This is a genomic window from Bradyrhizobium sp. USDA 336 (assembly GCF_044908355.1).
Taxonomy (GTDB): domain Bacteria; phylum Pseudomonadota; class Alphaproteobacteria; order Rhizobiales; family Xanthobacteraceae; genus Bradyrhizobium; species Bradyrhizobium yuanmingense.
On record NZ_JBIYDC010000002.1, the window covers coordinates 4536285 to 4552928 of the forward strand.

The 16644-nt window shown below is 65.6% G+C and carries 13 protein-coding genes and 1 pseudogene; 4 read left to right on the top strand and 10 right to left on the bottom strand.

The window, feature by feature from the left end:
- Positions 1–132 precede the first annotated feature (132 nt).
- From ABIA45_RS22165 to ABIA45_RS22175, 3 genes are read right to left on the bottom strand one after another with little or no spacing between them, the layout of a single operon-like run.
- Positions 133–981 carry a MaoC family dehydratase N-terminal domain-containing protein gene (locus ABIA45_RS22165; protein WP_404653634.1) on the bottom strand — a complete coding sequence of 283 codons (849 nt, stop codon included), beginning with the start codon at positions 979–981 and terminating at the stop codon, positions 133–135.
- A 14-nt stretch (positions 982–995) separates the two neighbouring features.
- A complete protein-coding gene (locus tag ABIA45_RS22170; RefSeq protein WP_404653636.1) occupies positions 996–2096 on the bottom strand; it encodes a CaiB/BaiF CoA transferase family protein in 1101 nt (366 codons plus the stop codon).
- Positions 2097–2106: 10 nt separating this feature from the next.
- The gene (locus ABIA45_RS22175; RefSeq protein WP_404653638.1) at positions 2107–3276 is read right to left on the bottom strand and encodes an acyl-CoA dehydrogenase family protein; all 1170 of its coding nucleotides are present in this window, start codon (positions 3274–3276) and stop codon (positions 2107–2109) included.
- Positions 3277–3401: 125 nt separating this feature from the next.
- On the opposite strand from ABIA45_RS22175, the gene ABIA45_RS22180 reads away from it, so the two are divergent.
- Positions 3402–4322, top strand: a complete 921-nt coding sequence (locus ABIA45_RS22180; RefSeq protein ID WP_404543767.1) for a LysR substrate-binding domain-containing protein — start codon at positions 3402–3404, stop codon at positions 4320–4322.
- A gap of 225 nt (positions 4323–4547) precedes the next feature.
- Here the strand turns inward: ABIA45_RS22180 and ABIA45_RS22185 are convergent.
- A pseudogene (locus ABIA45_RS22185) lies at positions 4548–5823 on the bottom strand (cytochrome P450).
- A 24-nt stretch (positions 5824–5847) separates the two neighbouring features.
- Entirely contained in the window at positions 5848–7113 is a 1266-nt protein-coding gene (locus tag ABIA45_RS22190; protein ID WP_275502809.1) for a cytochrome P450, read from the bottom strand.
- Positions 7114–7423: 310 nt separating this feature from the next.
- Between ABIA45_RS22190 and ABIA45_RS22195 the strand changes: the two genes are divergently transcribed.
- Both ABIA45_RS22195 and ABIA45_RS22200 read left to right on the top strand, forming a co-directional pair.
- Positions 7424–8569, top strand: a complete 1146-nt coding sequence (locus ABIA45_RS22195; RefSeq protein WP_404655728.1) for a DUF898 family protein — start codon at positions 7424–7426, stop codon at positions 8567–8569.
- Between the two features lie 3 nt (positions 8570–8572).
- Positions 8573–9682, top strand: coding sequence for a M48 family metallopeptidase (locus ABIA45_RS22200; protein ID WP_404653640.1), 1110 nt, complete (start codon positions 8573–8575; stop codon positions 9680–9682).
- 18 nt (positions 9683–9700) lie between these two features.
- Here ABIA45_RS22200 and ABIA45_RS22205 read toward each other — a convergent pair whose 3' ends face one another.
- From ABIA45_RS22205 to ABIA45_RS22220, 4 genes are all read right to left on the bottom strand, one after another.
- Complete coding sequence (locus ABIA45_RS22205) at positions 9701–9913, bottom strand: hypothetical protein (RefSeq protein ID WP_036009716.1); 213 nt, start codon at positions 9911–9913, stop codon at positions 9701–9703.
- A 67-nt stretch (positions 9914–9980) separates the two neighbouring features.
- On the bottom strand, positions 9981–10610 hold the full coding sequence (upp, locus tag ABIA45_RS22210; protein ID WP_036009715.1) for a uracil phosphoribosyltransferase: 630 nt from the start codon (positions 10608–10610) through the stop codon (positions 9981–9983).
- Positions 10611–10745: 135 nt separating this feature from the next.
- Entirely contained in the window at positions 10746–11984 is a 1239-nt protein-coding gene (locus tag ABIA45_RS22215; protein WP_404653641.1) for a URC4/urg3 family protein, read from the bottom strand.
- A 5-nt stretch (positions 11985–11989) separates the two neighbouring features.
- Entirely contained in the window at positions 11990–13246 is a 1257-nt protein-coding gene (locus ABIA45_RS22220; protein WP_404653642.1) for a GTP cyclohydrolase II, read from the bottom strand.
- A 325-nt stretch (positions 13247–13571) separates the two neighbouring features.
- On the opposite strand from ABIA45_RS22220, the gene ABIA45_RS22225 reads away from it, so the two are divergent.
- Positions 13572–14699, top strand: coding sequence for a pyridoxal-phosphate dependent enzyme (locus ABIA45_RS22225; protein ID WP_404653643.1), 1128 nt, complete (start codon positions 13572–13574; stop codon positions 14697–14699).
- Positions 14700–14927: 228 nt separating this feature from the next.
- Here ABIA45_RS22225 and ABIA45_RS22230 read toward each other — a convergent pair whose 3' ends face one another.
- Positions 14928–16481 (bottom strand): glycosyltransferase family 39 protein, encoded by a 1554-nt coding sequence (locus tag ABIA45_RS22230; RefSeq protein WP_404655730.1) that lies wholly within the window; start codon positions 16479–16481, stop codon positions 14928–14930.
- Positions 16482–16644 lie beyond the last annotated feature (163 nt).

Genomic DNA, 16644 nt, shown 5'->3' on the forward strand with positions numbered 1-16644 from the left:
CCATCCCCTCTTAGTTCCTCATCCTGAGGAGCGCGTCTTCGCGCGTCTCGAAGGATGAAGGCCCGGCTGGTGGCCTCGCCCTTCGAGACGCCGCTGCGCGGCTCCTCAGGGTGAGGGTCTAACAGTGGTGGCTCACCACACCGCCGTGCCCTTCATCGTCGGCTGCCTCTCCGCGTTCGCGGTCCACAGCTCCATGCCCGCCTCAGTCTCGTTGGCGTTGACCGAGAACTCCGTGCCTTCGAACAGCGGCTGCACGCCGCGATACGAAAACTTCTTCGGCGCCTTGCCGCCACGAAGCTTGGCCGCCATCTCGACGATCAGCGCTGCCTGTAGTGGACCGTGGAAGATCAGGCCCGGATAGCCCTCGACCTCAGTGACGTAGTCGCGGTCGTAATGGATGCGGTGGCCGTTGAAGGTCAGCGCGGAGTAGCGGAACAGCAGCACGGGATCGGACACATGCGTTTCGCGATGCTGCGCCTGCGGCGGCGGAGGCGACGCCTTGCCGCCAGCCGGCGCGCCGCTCATCTCGCGATAGACGATGTCCTGCCGCTCGCGGATCGCCGTGCCCCTCGGCGAGGAGATGCTGTGCTCGACCGAGACGAAGCACAGCGTGCCGGTCGATCCCGATTTCACCTGCACGTCGGCAATGCGCGAAGTCCGCGTCGATTCATCGCCGACGCGCAAGGGCTGCAAGAACTCGATCTCGCCGCCGGCCCACATCCGGCGCGGCAGCGGCACCGGGGGCAGGAAGCCGCCGCGGGTCGGGTGGCCGTCGGGCCCCAACATCGACATCGGAAACACCGGCTGCGCCAAGCACCAATGCACCGTGAACGGCGCGGCGTCGCCCGCCTTGGGCTCGCCGACCTCCTGGAACAGCGTCGCGCGCAGGCCCTTCACGAGCTGCGCGGTGACAATGTCGGTGGCCTCCTGGCTGCGACCGATCCATTGCCTGAGATGATCGATATCGAGCTTCTCGGTCATGACGCCTCGCTCTCTTACTTGGACTGGGGACGCTCGCCGATGGCGGGCACGGCGCCGTAGCTGCGAGCCTCGCCGACGATGATCGGCGCCGGCGCGGGATAGCTGACGCGGCCGTTCGGCGTGTCGACCTCGATGCGGCGCAGATGCGGATGATTGGCGAGATCGGCCATGGTGTTGACCTCGGCGAATGCGATGTCCGCGTCCGAGAGCCGCTTCAACAGCTCGTCGCGCGTCATCTTGCCGAAGATGTCGGCCACCGTGGTGTCGGTGAAGTCGCGGTTGCGCACGCGCTCGACCATGTTGGCGACGCGGGGATCGGCCGGCAGGTCCGGTTGATCCAGCACCTTCGCGCACAGCGTCTTCCACTCGCGTTCGCTCTGGATCGAGATCAGGATGTCCTTGCCGTCCTTGGAGGTGAACACGCCGTAGGGTGCGATCGAGGGATGGCGCAGGCCCATGCGCTTGGGCGGATTGCCGGCTTCGGCATTGAGCAGCGGCACGGTGCACCAGTCCGCCATCACGTCGAACATGGAGATGCGGATGTCGGCGCCCTTGCCGGTGCGCCCGCGCGCGATCAGCGCCTCCAGGATCGCCGCATGCGCGGTGGCGCCGGTCGCGACGTCGACGATCGACATGCCGACGCGCGAGGCGCCATCGGGATTGCCGGTAATCGAGGCAAGGCCGCTCTCGGCCTGGATCAGGAGATCATAGGCCTTGCGGTGGGCGTAGGGACCCTCGTCGCCATAGCCGGTGATCGTGCAGGAAATCAGCTTGGGATAGTCCTTCAAGAGCCGCTCGCGCGAGAAGCCGAGCTTGTCCATCGAGCCGGGTTTCAGGTTCTGGATCAGCACGTCGGCGCTTGCGATCAGCGTCTCCAGCTCGGCGCGGCCTTCCTTCGTCGTGAGATCGACCACGACCGATTGCTTGCCGCGGTTGAGCCAGACGAAATAGCTGCTCTGGCCCTTGGCCGCTGCGTCATAGCCGCGGGCGAAATCGCCCTCGGGCCGCTCGATCTTGATCACCTCCGCGCCGGCATCCGCCAGGCGCGAGGAGCAGAACGGCGCCGCCACCGCCTGCTCGACCGCGATCACCCTGATCCCGTCCAATGCTCCCATGGCTGTGGCCTCAGTACGAGCGCGGCATGCCGAGCACGTGCTCGGCGACGTAGGACAGCACGAGGTTGGTCGAGATCGGCGCCACCTGGTAGAGCCGCGTCTCGCGGAATTTACGCTCGACGTCGTATTCCTCGGCAAAGCCGAACCCGCCATGGGTCTGGATGCACGCATTCGCTGCTTCCCACGACGCATCCGCCGCCAGCATCTTGGCCATGTTGGCCTCCGCGCCGCAATCGAGCCCGGCCTCGTATTTGCGGGTCGCTTCTTTCACCATCAGCTCGGCCGCGCGCATCGATGCATAGGCCTTAGCGATCGGAAACTGGATGCCTTGATTTTGGCCGATCGGCCGGCCGAACACGGCGCGCTCCTTGGCGTAATTCGTCGCCTTCGCGATGAACCACTTGGCGTCGCCGACGCATTCGGCCGCGATCAGGATGCGCTCGGCATTCATGCCGGAGAGGATGTAGCGAAAGCCCTTGCCTTCCTCGCCGATCAGATTCTCCGCCGGCACCCTCATGTCGGTGAAGAACACTTCGGTGGTGGCGTGGTTCATCATGGTGCGGATCGGGCGGATCTCGAGACCGTTGTTCTTGGCCTCGCGCATGTCGACGATGAACACCGACAGGCCGTCGGTGCGCTTCTTGACCTGGTCCTTCGGCGTGGTGCGCGCCAGCAGCACCATCAGGTCGGAATGCTCGGCGCGGCTGGTCCAGATCTTCTGGCCGTTGACGATGTAGCTGCCGTTGCCGTCCTTGCGCGCGAAGGTCTTCAGCGAGGAGGTGTCGGTGCCGCTGGTCGGCTCGGTGACTCCGAACGCCTGCAGGCGCAACTCGCCGCTCGCGATCTTCGGCAGGTATTTTGCCTTCTGCTCGGCATTGCCATGCCTGAGCACCGTGCCCATCGTGTACATCTGGGCATGGCAGCCGCCGCCGTTGCAGCCGGCGCGCTGGATCTCTTCCAGGATCGCCGCGGCGGCCGACAGCTTCAGGCCCGCGCCGCCATATTCCTCGGGGATCAGCACCGAGAGATAGCCGGCCTCGGTCAGCGCATCGACGAACGCCTTGGGATAGGCCATCTCGCGGTCGAGCTTGCGCCAATATTCACCGGGAAACTGCGCGCAGAGCTTGGCAACGGCCTCGCGGATGTCGGCGTAATCTTCGGTGTGGTGTTCTTGACTCATGGCGTTTCCAATTCTCAGCGGCAGTTAAGATAACGCCGGCCAACCCACGGGCGTTGTGAAAACAATGCCCGCCCCCTATGCTCATTTGTTATAGCGTATGGAGTAGCCTTCCAGGGTTGGCAAGCATGGATTTCCGGCAGCTCAGGACCTTCAGTTGCGTGGCGGAGCTCGGCAGCCTGTCCAAGGCCTCCGACACGTTGCGCGTGGCGCAGCCGGCGCTCTCCAGGCAGATCAAGCTGCTGGAACACGAGCTGCGCACAGAACTCTTCACGCGCAACGGCCGTGGCATGGTGCTGACCGAGGCCGGCCGCCTGCTGCTCGCACGCACCTCCGGCATCGTGCGGCAGATCGACCAGATCCGCGACGACATCCAGTCGGCCAAGGGCCCGCCCTCGGGTCAGGTCGTGCTGGGTCTCGTTCCGACCGTGAGCTGCGTGCTGTCGGCGCGCTTTGCACGGCGCTGCGTCGAAAAATTTCCCGGCATCTCGCTGCGCATCGTCGAGAGCTACAGCGGCCACCTGGTCGAATGGCTGCATCGCGGCGAGATGGACCTCGCCATTCTCTACGGCCGCTCGGCCGACCTGCATCTCAACGTGCAGAGCCTCGGGCGCGACAATATCGTCGCGGTCGGTCCGCGCGGCTGCGGCCTTGCCCGCAAGAAGAGCGTGGACATCGGTTGGCTGCTGCGGCAGCGGCTGGTGCTGCCCTCTCATTCCCACGGCCTCCGGGCGCTGATCGAGCACGCCGCGGCCCAGCGCAAGATCAAGCTCGACGTCCAGCTGGAGGCGGATTCGTTTCGCGTCCTGACGAGCCTGGTCGAGGAGGGCCTGGGCTTCGCGTTGCTGCCGCCGTCCTCGGTCCATGGCGAGGTCGCGGACGGGCGGCTGGAAACCGCCCCCGTATCGAAGCCGATGACCCGCGAGCTCATCTTTGCCTCTCCAATCGACCGCCCGGCCTCGACGGCCTCGCTCGCCATCACCTCGCTGTTGCGCGAGGAAGTCGCCGCCTGCCGCAAGGAAGGCGTGTGGGACATCCGGCTGAGTTAGATGGCGTGTGGTAGAACAGCCGCGCGCGGTCGTGCCTTCGCATCTGGCGCGAGCTGTCATGCCGGAATTTTATAGCTGGGCTGCCGCCGAGCTTTCTGCGACCAGTGTTATACGCGGAAGTCGCCCCGTCATTGCGAGCGTAGCGAAGCAATCCAGGAATCTTTCCGCAGTGGCAGTCTGGATTGCTCCGTCGCTTCGCTCCTCGCAATGACGGTAGGAGAGAGCTCAGCCCGGAATCCGCACCGGCAGCGTCTCATATCCCTTGATGAAGCTCGAATAGATCCGCTTGGGCTCGCCGACCACCTCGATGCGGTCGAAGCGCTTCAGCATCTCCTCCCAGACGATCTTGAGCTGCAGCTCGGCGAGGCGCATGCCGACGCAGCGGTGGATGCCGAAGCCGAAGGACAGGTGCGTGCGCGGGCGGGGGGCGGTCGATGATGAACTCGTTCGGCTTGTCGAACATCTCCTCGTCGCGATTGCCGGAGACGTACCACATCACGACCCGGTCGCCCTTCCTGATGTGCTTGCCGCCGATCTCGGTGTCCTGCAATGCGGTGCGACGCATATGCGCCAGCGGCGTCTGCCAGCGGATCACCTCCGGCACCATGGAATCGATCAGCTCCGGATTGGCGCGCAGCTTGTCGTATTGCTCCGGGTTCTCGTTCAGCGCCAGCACCGAGCCGGTCATGGTGTTGCGCGTGGTGTCGTTGCCGCCGACGATGAGCAGGATGATGTTGCCCATGAGGTTGTCGGGGTCCATGTGGCGCGTGGCCTCGTTGTGCGCCATCAGCGACAACAGATCGTTGCGCGGCGCGGAGTTGACACGCTCGTTCCAGAGCTTGGACATGTAGGCATAGCACTCGTCCATCTCGCGGCGGCGCTCTTCGGCGCTGGCGACGATGCCGCTCTTGGGCAGCGCGGTGGAGACGTCGGACCAGCGCGTCAACTTGCGCCGCTCCTCCCAGGGGAAGTCGAACAGGGTCGCCAGCATCTGCGTGGTCAGCTCGATCGAGACGCGTTCGACGAAGTTGAACGTCTCGTTGCGCGGCAGATTGTCCAGCACGGTCTGCGAGCGCTGGCGGATCAGCTTTGCCAGCTCGTCCAGGTGTGTCGGCGTGAACATCGGCGACACCGTCTTGCGCTGCGCCGAATGCCGGGGCTGGTCCATCGCGATGAAGCTCGGATAGTCGTAGCCTTCCGGCACGTCGCGGATCGAGATGCCGCCGAGCTTGGAATCCGAGGAGAAGATGCCGTGATTGGTGTCGACATGCATGATGTCGTTGTACTTCACCACCGACCAGTACGGCTCGATCGGCGCATTGGTGCAGTAGTGCACTGGCTCTTCCTTGCGCAGCCGCTCGAACCAGGGCCACAGCGTGTCGTCCTGGAACAGCCGTGGCGCGCCGGGGTGGAATTGCGACAGCGGCGTCGCATAGGCCTCCTCGCGCGCCTTCCGCATGCGTTCGGCCTTGTCCACTTTAACCGGCGCTTGGATGTTCATGATCGTGGCTCCGTTGCGTTCGACTCACGCAGCAATCTTCACCGGCAGCGTTTCGATACCCTTTACAAAACTCGAATAGACCCGGGTGGGTTCGCCGACCACATCAATATGGTCGAACCGCTTGAGAATTTCCTCCCAAATAATCTTGAGCTGGAGCTCGGCGAGCCGCAGGCCGACGCAGCGATGGATGCCGAAGCCGAAGGACAGGTGCGTACGCGGGCGGGCACGGTCGATGATGAACTCGTAGGGCCTGTCGATCACGTCCTCGTCGCGGTTGCCCGAGACGTACCACATCACGACCTTGTCACCCTTCTTGATCTGCTTGCCGCGGAACTCGAAATCGGACAGCGCCGTGCGGCGCATATGCGCAAGCGGCGTCTGCCAGCGGATCACCTCCGGCACGAAGCTGTCGAGCAGATCGGGGTTCTGGCGCAGCTTGCGATATTGCTCCGGATGCTGGCTCAGCGCGAGAAGCGAGCCCGACATGGTGTTGCGCGTGGTATCGTTGCCGCCGACGATCAGGAGGATGAGATTGCCGAGGAAGTTCTTCGCATCCATGTCGCGCGTAGCAGTGCCATGCGCCATCATCGACAACAGGTCGCTCTTCGGCGGCTGCTCGATGCGCTCCTTCCACAGCCTCGAGAAATAGACCGCGCATTCCGTCAGCTCGGCCTGCCGCTCGTCCTCGGTGGCAACGAGGCCGTCGGGACCGGGAATGGTGGTCGCGATATCGGACCAGCGCGTCAGCTTGCGGCGATCCTCCCAGGGGAAGTCGAACAGCACCGCCAGCATCTGCGTCGTGAGCTCGATCGAGACGCGATCGACCCAGTCGAACACCTCGCCACGGGGAAGATTGTCCAGGCACTCGGCCGAGCGCTTCCGGATGTTGATGGCGAGATTGTCGAGGTGTGTCGGCGTGAACATCGGCGCCACGGTCTTGCGCTGGGCGGCATGGCGCGGCGGGTCCATCGAGATGAAACTCTCACGGCGTAGATCCGGATCTATGTCGCGGATGGTGATGCCGCCGAGCGCGGAGGCCGAGGAGAACACCGCGTGGTTGGTCTCGATCTCCATGATGTCGTTGTAGCGCGTCACCGACCAATACGGCCCGAACATCGAGTCCTTGCAGTAATGCACGGGATCCTCGCGGCGCAGCCGATCGAAATAGGGCCAGAACGTATCGGTCCTGAACAATTCGGGGTCGCCAGGATCGAACTGCTCCAGCGGCAGCGACATGGCGCGCTCGCGCAAGGCGTCGAGCTTGGCCGCGCTTTCGATGGTCCCATGCATGACCGTTCTCCCTGGACATGAACCGCGCGTCGTTGAATTCTGCGCTGCGGTATTTGATTTGCAATTACAGCCGGTTGTCTGCGCCGGGGCAAGGGAGAGTTTTGCCATATCCAGCCTTCACGAGCGCGTCGCACGATCGTCACGACGCCACGAGAACGTGACCTCCCGCACGCCGGACGACAGAGAATCGTGCGAGAAACCGGCTGGAATCGAGCCAAATCGAACCCGCCCATCTTGGGGATCGACTAACCTCTGATCTATAGTTTGGCCGGAACACATCCGCATCCCGAGGTTGCCGCCCGTGAACGACATGAAATGGACCCCGATCGGGTCCGAACCCTTGCCCCCGCCGCTGCCGGCGACGCGGGTCGATTTCTCCGGCAGCCGCTCCGAGTTCCGCAAAATGGTCACCAAGGGTGCCATGCTCGAGCTCGTCACCTTCGGCTTCTACCGGTTCTGGCTCGTCACCGACATCCGCCGTCACCTGTGGACGCACACCGCGATCGACGGCGACGCGGCCGAATACACCGGGCGGGCCAAGGAGCTCCTGGTCGGCTTCCTGTTCGCGCTCGCGATCCTGGTGCCGATCTATCTCGCCTATTTTCTCATTGGCATTGAGTTCGAGCGCTGGCAGGCCTTTGCCTCGACGCCGCTCTTCATCGCCTTCTACGCCTTCGGCCAGTTCGCGATTTTTCGCGCGCGGCGCTACCGCCTGACGCGCACGGTCTGGCGCGGCGTCCGTTTCTGGATGGACGGCTCGGGCTGGGCTTACGCGTTTCGCGCCATGCTGTGGGGCTTGCTGGTGCTCCTGACGCTCGGTCTTGCGCTGCCCTGGCGCGCGGCGGCGCTCGAACGCTACAAGATGCGGCACACCCATTACGGTGATCTCCGCGGCGATTTCGAAGCCGACGGCTGGACCTTCTTCAAGCGCGGCTGGTGGCTGTGGCTGCTCAGCCCGATCGCGTTCGTCGTCTTCCCGCTCGCACCGTTCTTCTATGCCGAGTTCAAGGCGCGCGAATGGCGCTGGTGGCTCGACGGCATCCGCATCGGTGGCGTCAGCCTGTCCTCAAAGCTGCCGCATGACGCATTCTACGGCCTGTACTGGAAGGTGATCGGCTGGTGGATGCTGCTCACGGTCGCGTTTACGGCCTATATGGCCGGCGGCGCCTTCCTGGTCGTCTCGCTCACCGGCGTTTCCGCCGAGGAGATCTTCGCCGGCGACAATGCGACGAAGAGCATCCCGATGGTGGTGATGATGGTGATCGGCTATTTCGCACTCGCCCTTGCCATCAACATCGTCATGCGGGTCTATCTTCAGCGCGATCTTTGGGCCAAGGTGCTGGAGACCGTCGAGGTACACAACATCTGGGCCGCGGCGGACGTGCGCGGCAGCGGTCAGCTTGCCGGCGCGCTCGGCGAAGGCTTTGCCGACGGACTCGATGTCGCGGGATTCTGAGCTGTGAGTGACGTGTTTGCCGAGACCCCGGCGCAGTCGGAGAGGCCGACCATCTTCTTCGACGGCGTGTCGAGCCGCAGACGGCAGGTGACGCTGACGCTCAGTGATGCGCTCGAGATCGCCGAGGACGGCGCAACGCCAGTTCGCTGGGCCTATGCCGACCTTCGCCGCGCCGACAGTCCCCCCGGAATCCTGCGCTTGGCTGCGACGTCTGCACCGCCTCTGGCTCGGCTGGAGATCCGCGATGCGGCGCTCGCCGCGGACGTGGCGGCCCGCTGCACGCGTCTCGACGAGCACCGGACGACGCGCAGCGGCGTCGCGAAGATCGTGGGCTGGTCGGTTGCCGCCGCCGTCTCCATCGTCTGCGTCGTCCTGTTCGGCGTGCCGCTCGCCGCCGACCGGCTCGCGCCGCTGGTGCCTAAGCCCGTGGAACGGCGCATCGGCGACGCGGCCGAGGTCCAGATGAAGACCATCTTCGGCCGCAGCGTGTGCGAAGACCCCGCGGGCAAGGCCGCGTTCACGAAGCTCGTCAACCGGCTGCGCGATGCGGCCGGCCTCGACGACACCATGACGGCCGGCGTGCTGCCGACCGCGGTGCCGAATGCCTTCGCGCTGCCCGGCGGCAAGGTGTTCGTGCTGAAGGGCCTGCTCGACAAGGCCCAGAGTCCCGACGAGCTTGCCGGCATCCTCGCCCACGAGCTCGGCCATCTCAAGCATTACGACAACATGCGCGGCCTGATCTACAACGGCGGCACCTCGTTCCTGATCGGCCTCTTGTTCGGCGACATTACCGGCTCCTCGGCCGTGATCTTCGCCTCGCGCAGTCTGGTCGAAGCGTCCTATTCGCGCGAAGCCGAGACCGGCGCCGACACTTTCGCGATCGAGATCATGCATGCGCTCGGCCGTTCGCCGAAGCCCGCGGCCGAACTGATGTTCCGCATCACCGGCAAGGAGGGCGGCTCCGGCCTGACAAATATCCTCGCCAGCCATCCGCTGACCGAGGATCGCCTCGCGCGCATGACGAAGGAGGACCGGCCCGCCAGCGGCCCGCCGCTGCTGACCGACAAGGAATGGCAGGCACTGAAGGGCATCTGCGGCAGCGGGAAGGTGTGACGGCCCGCTCCTAGCGCATCACTTCGCCGGCGCAGCCGGTGGATTCGATCCGGTGGTGACGTTCGGCGCCGTGTTCGGGTTCGAGGTCGTGGTCTGGGGACCGAACTCGCGACCATTGTAGAAGAAGACGGCCGCGACCACGGCGATCACGAAGATCGCGCCGACTGCCCAGCCGACCGGGCTGTTGCGGCGTGCACGGTCAGTCCTGGGGTCATCATTCTGATAGGTCATCGTGCTCTCCCTGTTGGTGCAGGAGAACCTCGCGCGGCGGAAGCTGTTCCTAAAACGCGCCCAGCACTTACCGCGTTCCGTAGGCGCGGTCGCCGGCATCGCCGAGGCCCGGCAGGATGAACCCGTTGTCGTCGAGCCCTTCATCCACCGCCGCGGTCCAGATCGGCACGTCCGGATGCAATCCGCGCAGCCGCTCGAGCCCTTCCGGTGCCGCGATCAGGCAAGCCAGGCGGATGTCCCTGGCGCCGCGCTCCTTCAGCCGGTCGATGGCGGCGACGGCGGTGTTGGCGGTGGCGACCACCGGCGTCACCACGATGGCGAGGCGCTCGCTGAGGTCGGACGGCGATTTGAAGAAGTACTCCACGGCGGCAAAGCTGTGCGGCTCGCGGTAGAGCCCGATATGGGCGACGCGCGCGGTCGGCACCAGATCCATCATGCCGTCGACGAAGGTGGTGCCGGCGCGCAGCATCGGCACGAACACCAGCTTCTTGCCGGCGATCTTGGCCGAGTGCATCGTCGCCAGCGGCGTCTCGATCACGGTATCGGTAAGCGGCAGGTCGCGCGTCACCTCGTAGCACAGCAGCATGCCGATCTCCTTGATCAGCTCGCGGAACGACTTGGTCGAGATGGACTTGTCCCGCACCAGCGTCAGCTTGTGCTGCACCAGCGGATGATCGACGATCGTGACGCCTTCCATGATGGGATGCTCCTGAAATCACCGAGACGTCATTGCGAGCGCAGCGAAGCAATCCAGAATCTGCCCGCGGTGGGACTCTGGATTGCTTCGCTGCGCTCACAATGACGCGCTTGGCCGAAAATCTCTATCCATTCTCTAAAAAACCGTGCCGTCGCTGATCACCTTGAGCGGCGGCGATCCATCGGGGCGGCGTGCAAATGCGATGGCGCGGCCCGCCGCCCAGGTGCCGCCTTCGAGGATGCTCGCAAGCGGCAAGGTCTCGGGCGTGCGGCCGAGCTTGGCGCGAATGCGCTCCGCCAACCTGTCGAGCAATGCAATTGTGAGCGCGCGCCACTCCACGACGAGCAGCGAATCCACCGCATGCGCGCGCTCGGCGTCGGCGGCCTCGCGCAGGCGCAGCACGTCATGATCGACGAACAGGCCGCCATTGCGATATTCGGCAAGGCCCGTGAGGCCGTCGATGTCGGTCACCTCAAAGCCGGCGCGCTGCAGCGGCTCGATCAGCGAATAGCTCAGCCATTGCGACAGCTTGTGCAGCGGCACGAGGCCTGCCGTGCCGTCGTCCGCTTTGATCGCCGGATGCCGCCAGCAATCGCCGAGCGGCACGCCCGCAAGCTCAAGTCGCGACGGCCAGATCGGCCCGAGCTGGTTCAGCACCGCGGACAGGATCGCGGGCGCGGCGATGGTGGCATCTACAGCCTGCGCCGCGATGTGATCGAACAGACCACCCGGCCGCGGCGTATCGTGCAGGCCGAACACGTCCCCAGGCTCCGAGACCTGCCTGCCCAGACGCTGCAGCAGGTCGGTGCGTCCCTCCAGGCCGAGCAGCGGATTGGCCTCGGTCACCTGAAAGGCGGAGGTGAGTGAGCCAAGAGGCAGTCTTTCAAGCACCTCCGCATCGGCCCTGAACGGCGCGCGCGCATCGTGTGAAAACAGCCCGCTCGCGAACATGTCGAGGCTCGCGATCGCAAGCCCTTCCGATCGCCCTACGTCTGCTCCCGTCACGCTGTCGCGATAGCGCCATGCTGCGCCGGCACCTGCATCGAGCAGCACGCTGACGATGGCGAGGTCGAACTCGGCGCGCGCCCGCGCCGCGCGATCCGGCCAGGACGCAGCATCGGCGAGCCGGGCCCAGCGGTCGACGCCGCCGAGCACGAAGTGCCGCCAGCGCGCATGGAACGGAATGTCGAGCGTCGGATAGGCTTTACGGGTCACCGCGAGCACGGCATCGGCAACGCCATCGATGCGGCCGAGATCGACAGTGAAATAAGTGAGCCCGCCGGCAAGGCCGAGCTCGAGCATCTGCCCGGCGCGCGCGCGCACCGCCCTTGCGGTGAGCAACGCGCGCGCCTGCGAGTCCAAAGCGTCCGCCATCGCGATCAGTATTTCTCCAGCGAGCGCCCGACGACGCCGTTCACGGACTGCTCCGGCGCGATGTCGGTGGAGTAATAGCCGGCGGCCTTCTTGGCGGCGATCTCGACATGGGCATCGGCCGGAATCAGCTCCAGCGGGATCGGCACGCGCTCGACGATGTCGATGCCTTGCGAAGTCAGCGCGTCGTATTTCATGTCGCTCATCGACAGGAAGCGATCGATGCGCTTGAGGCCGAGCCAGTGGATCGTATCCGGCATCAATTGCTGGAAGCGCGCGTCCTGGACGCCAGCCACGCACTCGGTGCGCTCGAAATAAGCGGCGGCCGCATCGCCGTCCTCCTGCCGCTTGCGCGCATTGTAGACCAGGAATTTGGTAACCTCGCCGAGCGCGCGGCCTTCTTTGCGGTTGTAGACGACGAGCCCGAGCCCGCCCTCCTGTGCGCCGCGCGCGGATTCCTCGATGCCGTGGATCAGATAGGGCCGGCAGGTGCAGATGTCGGAGCCGAACACGTCGGACCCGTTGCACTCGTCATGCACGCGGCAGGTGATCCTGGTGCGATGGTCCGGCAGTTTTGTCACGTCGCCGAACAGATACACCGTGGTGCCGCCGATCGGCGGCAGGAACACCTTCATGTCCGGGCGCGTCACCAGCTCCGGGAACATGCCGGCGGTCTGCTCGAACAGCGTGCGCCGCAACTCGGTCTCTCCGGTGCCGAATCGCGCCGCAAGGCCCGGCAGGTGCCACACCGGATCGATCGCGATCTTCACCACCGACACGCTGCCATTGGCGTGCACGACCTCGCCGTCAGCGCGCAGCCGCTTTGCGGCGAGCGCTTCGCGGATCTCCGGCAGATCGAGCCGCGCCCGCGTCACCGCGATGCTCGGGCGGATGTCCGCGCCCTCAGCGATCTCCTGGCGAAAATTCTCGGCGACCAGATGCCCCCAGGGATCGAGCGCGACGATTTTTGTAGGATCGGTCCATTGCTCGAACGGACCGATGGTCGCGGCCGGAAAGGTGTTCGTGAGGTCAGGCCTGCGAATCGGATCAAGCGCGCCGGCGGAGACCGCGAGCGCGCGGTACATCGCGTAGGACCCGCCATGGCTGCCAATCACGTTGCGATCCCCTGCGCGCGACACCGTGCCGATGATCGGCCCGCGCGCGCGCGCATCAGCGGCGCCCCAATGGATGGGAAAGGCGGCCTTCCTGCCCGGCTCCGGATGGGAGGTCAGGCGGATGTGGTCGGTACGGTTGGCACGGCTCATGTCCAGGCTCCCAAAAAGCCAACGGCCCGCCGCTCGGACGGGCCTGGCTCACTTGCGACGCCGAACCGGCGGCGCAAGCTCAATCCAACATATTGTAGCGGCCGGCGACGACAGACAAGTTAATCGTGGCAGGGCGCAGGGGCCGTTCGGGGCCAAATTCTCGTCATCGGACCTGCCGACGCCGCTCATCGCGCTCGCCGCCTGCCGGTGAGGCCAGTTTAAGGAATTGAAATAGTTCCGTTTTTCGTGTTTTCAAGGTGTTGCTTCGTTTCGTGCGGTGGGCTTCAAGTTCGGCGCACCGTGCTGCCCTGCCTTGGAGACTGCCATGCCTGCCGCCAGCTACATCGATCCCCGCAACGGAAAGCTCTATCCCCTGGACCAGCCGCGCTGGTGCTCGGACGAGCGCACGCCGCTGCTGGTGACGCCGGGGGCTGGCATCTCACGCGAGGACATCGATGGCCGGACGCGCTCGCTGTGGCGCTACCGGGCGGCGCTGCCGGTCGAGATCAAGGACCCGATCACGCTCGGCGAGGGCTGCACGCCGCTGATCCAGCAGGACTGGGGCGCGCTGCGCCCGCTGTTCAAGCTCGAATGGTTCAACCCGACCGGCAGCTTCAAGGACCGCGGCTCGGCGGTGATGCTGTCGTTCCTGCGACAGATCGGCGTCGACGCCATTCTGGAGGATTCCTCCGGCAACGGCGGCTCATCGATGGCGGGGCTGGGTGCGGCCGGCGGCATGCGCGTCAAGATTCTGGCGCCGGCCTCGACCTCGCCGGCCAAGATCGCGCAGGTGCGCGCCTACGGCGCGACCGTGCAGCTCGTGGAGGGCCCGCGCGAGGAATCCGAAGCCGAGGCCATCCGCCAGTCGAGCCAGACCTTCTACGCCAGCCACAATTGGCAGCCGTTCTTCCTCGAAGGCACCAAGTCGCTGGCCTACGAGATCTGGGAAGATCTGGGATTCCGCGCGCCCGACAACGTCATCATTCCCGTCGGCGCCGGCAGCAGTCTGCTGGGTTGCGCCTTCGGCTTCCGCGAGCTGTTGAAGGCCGGGCAGATCTCGAAGCTGCCGCGCCTGTTCGCGGCGCAGCCGCTCAATTGCTCGCCGATCGATGCAAGCTTCAAGGCCGGTGTCGATACGCCGGTCGCGCGCGAGGTGAGCAAGACCGTTGCCGAGGGCACCGCGATCAAGACTCCCCTCCGCCTGCGTGAGATCATCGCCGCCCTGCGCGAGAGCGGCGGCGGCACCATCGCGCTCACCGAGGACGAGATCGTCGCCGCCCTGCGCCGCCTCGCGCGCCAGGGCCTATTTGCCGAGCCGACCAGCGCCAGCGCGGCTGCGGCGCTCGACAAGCTCGCCGCAACCGGCGCCATCAATGCGAACGAGACCACGGTCGCCGTTCTCACCGGCACCGGCCTCAAGGCCGCAACCACCGTCGCCGATCTCGTGCAGTAGGCTCGCGCTTACCTCCCGCTCCAGGCTCCTGGAGGAGCCGGCTATCGCATTTGAGAGTTTTCCGTGCGGCCATCCTTCGAGACGCCCGCCTTAGGCGGGCTCCTCAGGATGAGGACGAAGCGCGCGGATGCAGTTTCAAAGGGCACAAGCGCTGATTAGCCTCGTCCTGAGGAGGCGCGTAAGCGCCGTCTCGAAGGACGAGGCGTGCGCGCAGGCCGCCGCAACACGTCATATGCGATTGCCCTGCTGCCCGGAGGGAGAACGCAAGCGCCCGCCGGCGTCCGCCAGCACCTTCCACTGGAACAGCGGCGAGTCCTTTGGCGGCGAGAGCTGCGGGGTCCAGCCGGTGAGCTTTTCGATCGCGTAGGTGTCCATCACCACGCCGCGCCAGCGGCGTTCGACCCTGGCAAGTTGCTCGCGCTGCGCCGGAATGTGCTCCCACAGTGATGCGCGGTTGTCCGGCTCGCGCCCGACATAGATGCCGGCATGACCCTTGATCCGGTCCATGCCGGGATCGCGGAAGTCCTGGAAGCGGCCGCGCTCGTTGATCTCAATCACGGGCACGCGGCCCCGGAACAGCCAGCGCATCATGGCGTAGGTGCGGTAGTCCGTGGTTGCGATCCAGGTCGCGCCTGTTGCGTCGAGGGCGGCCTGGGCCCGCGCGGCGACCTGCTCGTAGCCGGCCTCGGCGCCGATCGGGTCGATCTTGCCGAGCAGATTCCAGGGCGCGGCAACGTAGTAGAGGAACACGATGACGACGAAGGGAATGCCCGAGACGATCGCTGCCCTGGCCCAGAACAGCGAGGACCTCAGCAAACGGGCGGACCATCCCTCTTTCCTCATCGTGACGAGGTTGACCGCGGTGGCGGCAAAACCGACCGGCCACATGAACATCGGCCAGGTGTCGCCGACGCGAAGCGTCAGCGACTTGAAGAAGAAGTAGACGAACGGCACCAGCACCGCCGTCGACAAAAGGATCGCGACCGGCTCGCGCGTGCGATAGCCGCGCCACGCCGTCAGCACCAGGCCCGTCAGCACCACCGGCAGCAAGACGAAACCGACCAGACCGAATTGCAGGCCGACGTAATCGCCGATCGTACGCAGCGAGACGCCGTAATTGGCGGTGGCGCGCACGCCCTGGAAACGGAACGAGGCCCAGTCGTGCTGCGCGTTCCAGATCAGCACCGGCGAGAACACCGCTAGCGCGACCAGCACGGCGAGACAGGGGTAAGGACTGCGCAGCCAGCGCCAGCGCCAATCCGGCACCAGCAGAAAGGCGGCAACCGCCGGCGCGAACAAGATCACGGTGAATTTCGACAGCATCGCGAGGCCCGCGAACAGGCCGGCCGCCAGCCACCAGCGGCCATCGCCGCTTTGCGCCAGCCGCACCAGCGACCACATCATCGCCACCGCGAACGGGATCATCGCCACATCGGGCGCAACCTTGGCCATCAACAGGCCGTAATAAAGCGCGGCCTCCGGCATCAGCACCGCGAACACGATCGCGCGCGCATCATGGGTGAGGCGGCGGACGATGTCGGCGAGCAATAGCTGCGTCACCAGCATCGCGACGATGCCGCCGAAGCGGACGCCGAGATTGGTGTCGCCGAAGATCGCGGTTCCGAAGCGGATCAGCCAGGCGATGCCGGGCGGATGATCGAGGAAGCTGAGCGCAGCCTCCTTGGACCAGGTCCAGTAATAGGCTTCATCGGTGCGCAGCTCGATGGCCGAGGCATAGACGATGCGGAGCAGCGTCATCGCGGCGATGATCGCTGCGGCCATGAGGATCAGACGCCGTTCGGCGCCGGCCGGCTTCGCAGAGATGTCGGGAGCGATCGTCACGGCGGCGCTTTTCCCCGACTTGGAAGGGGGAGTCAATGTGGGGCAAACTCTCTCCCCGGGGGTGGTCCCGGACAAGCGCAGACGTCGTAGGGCGGGCAAAGCG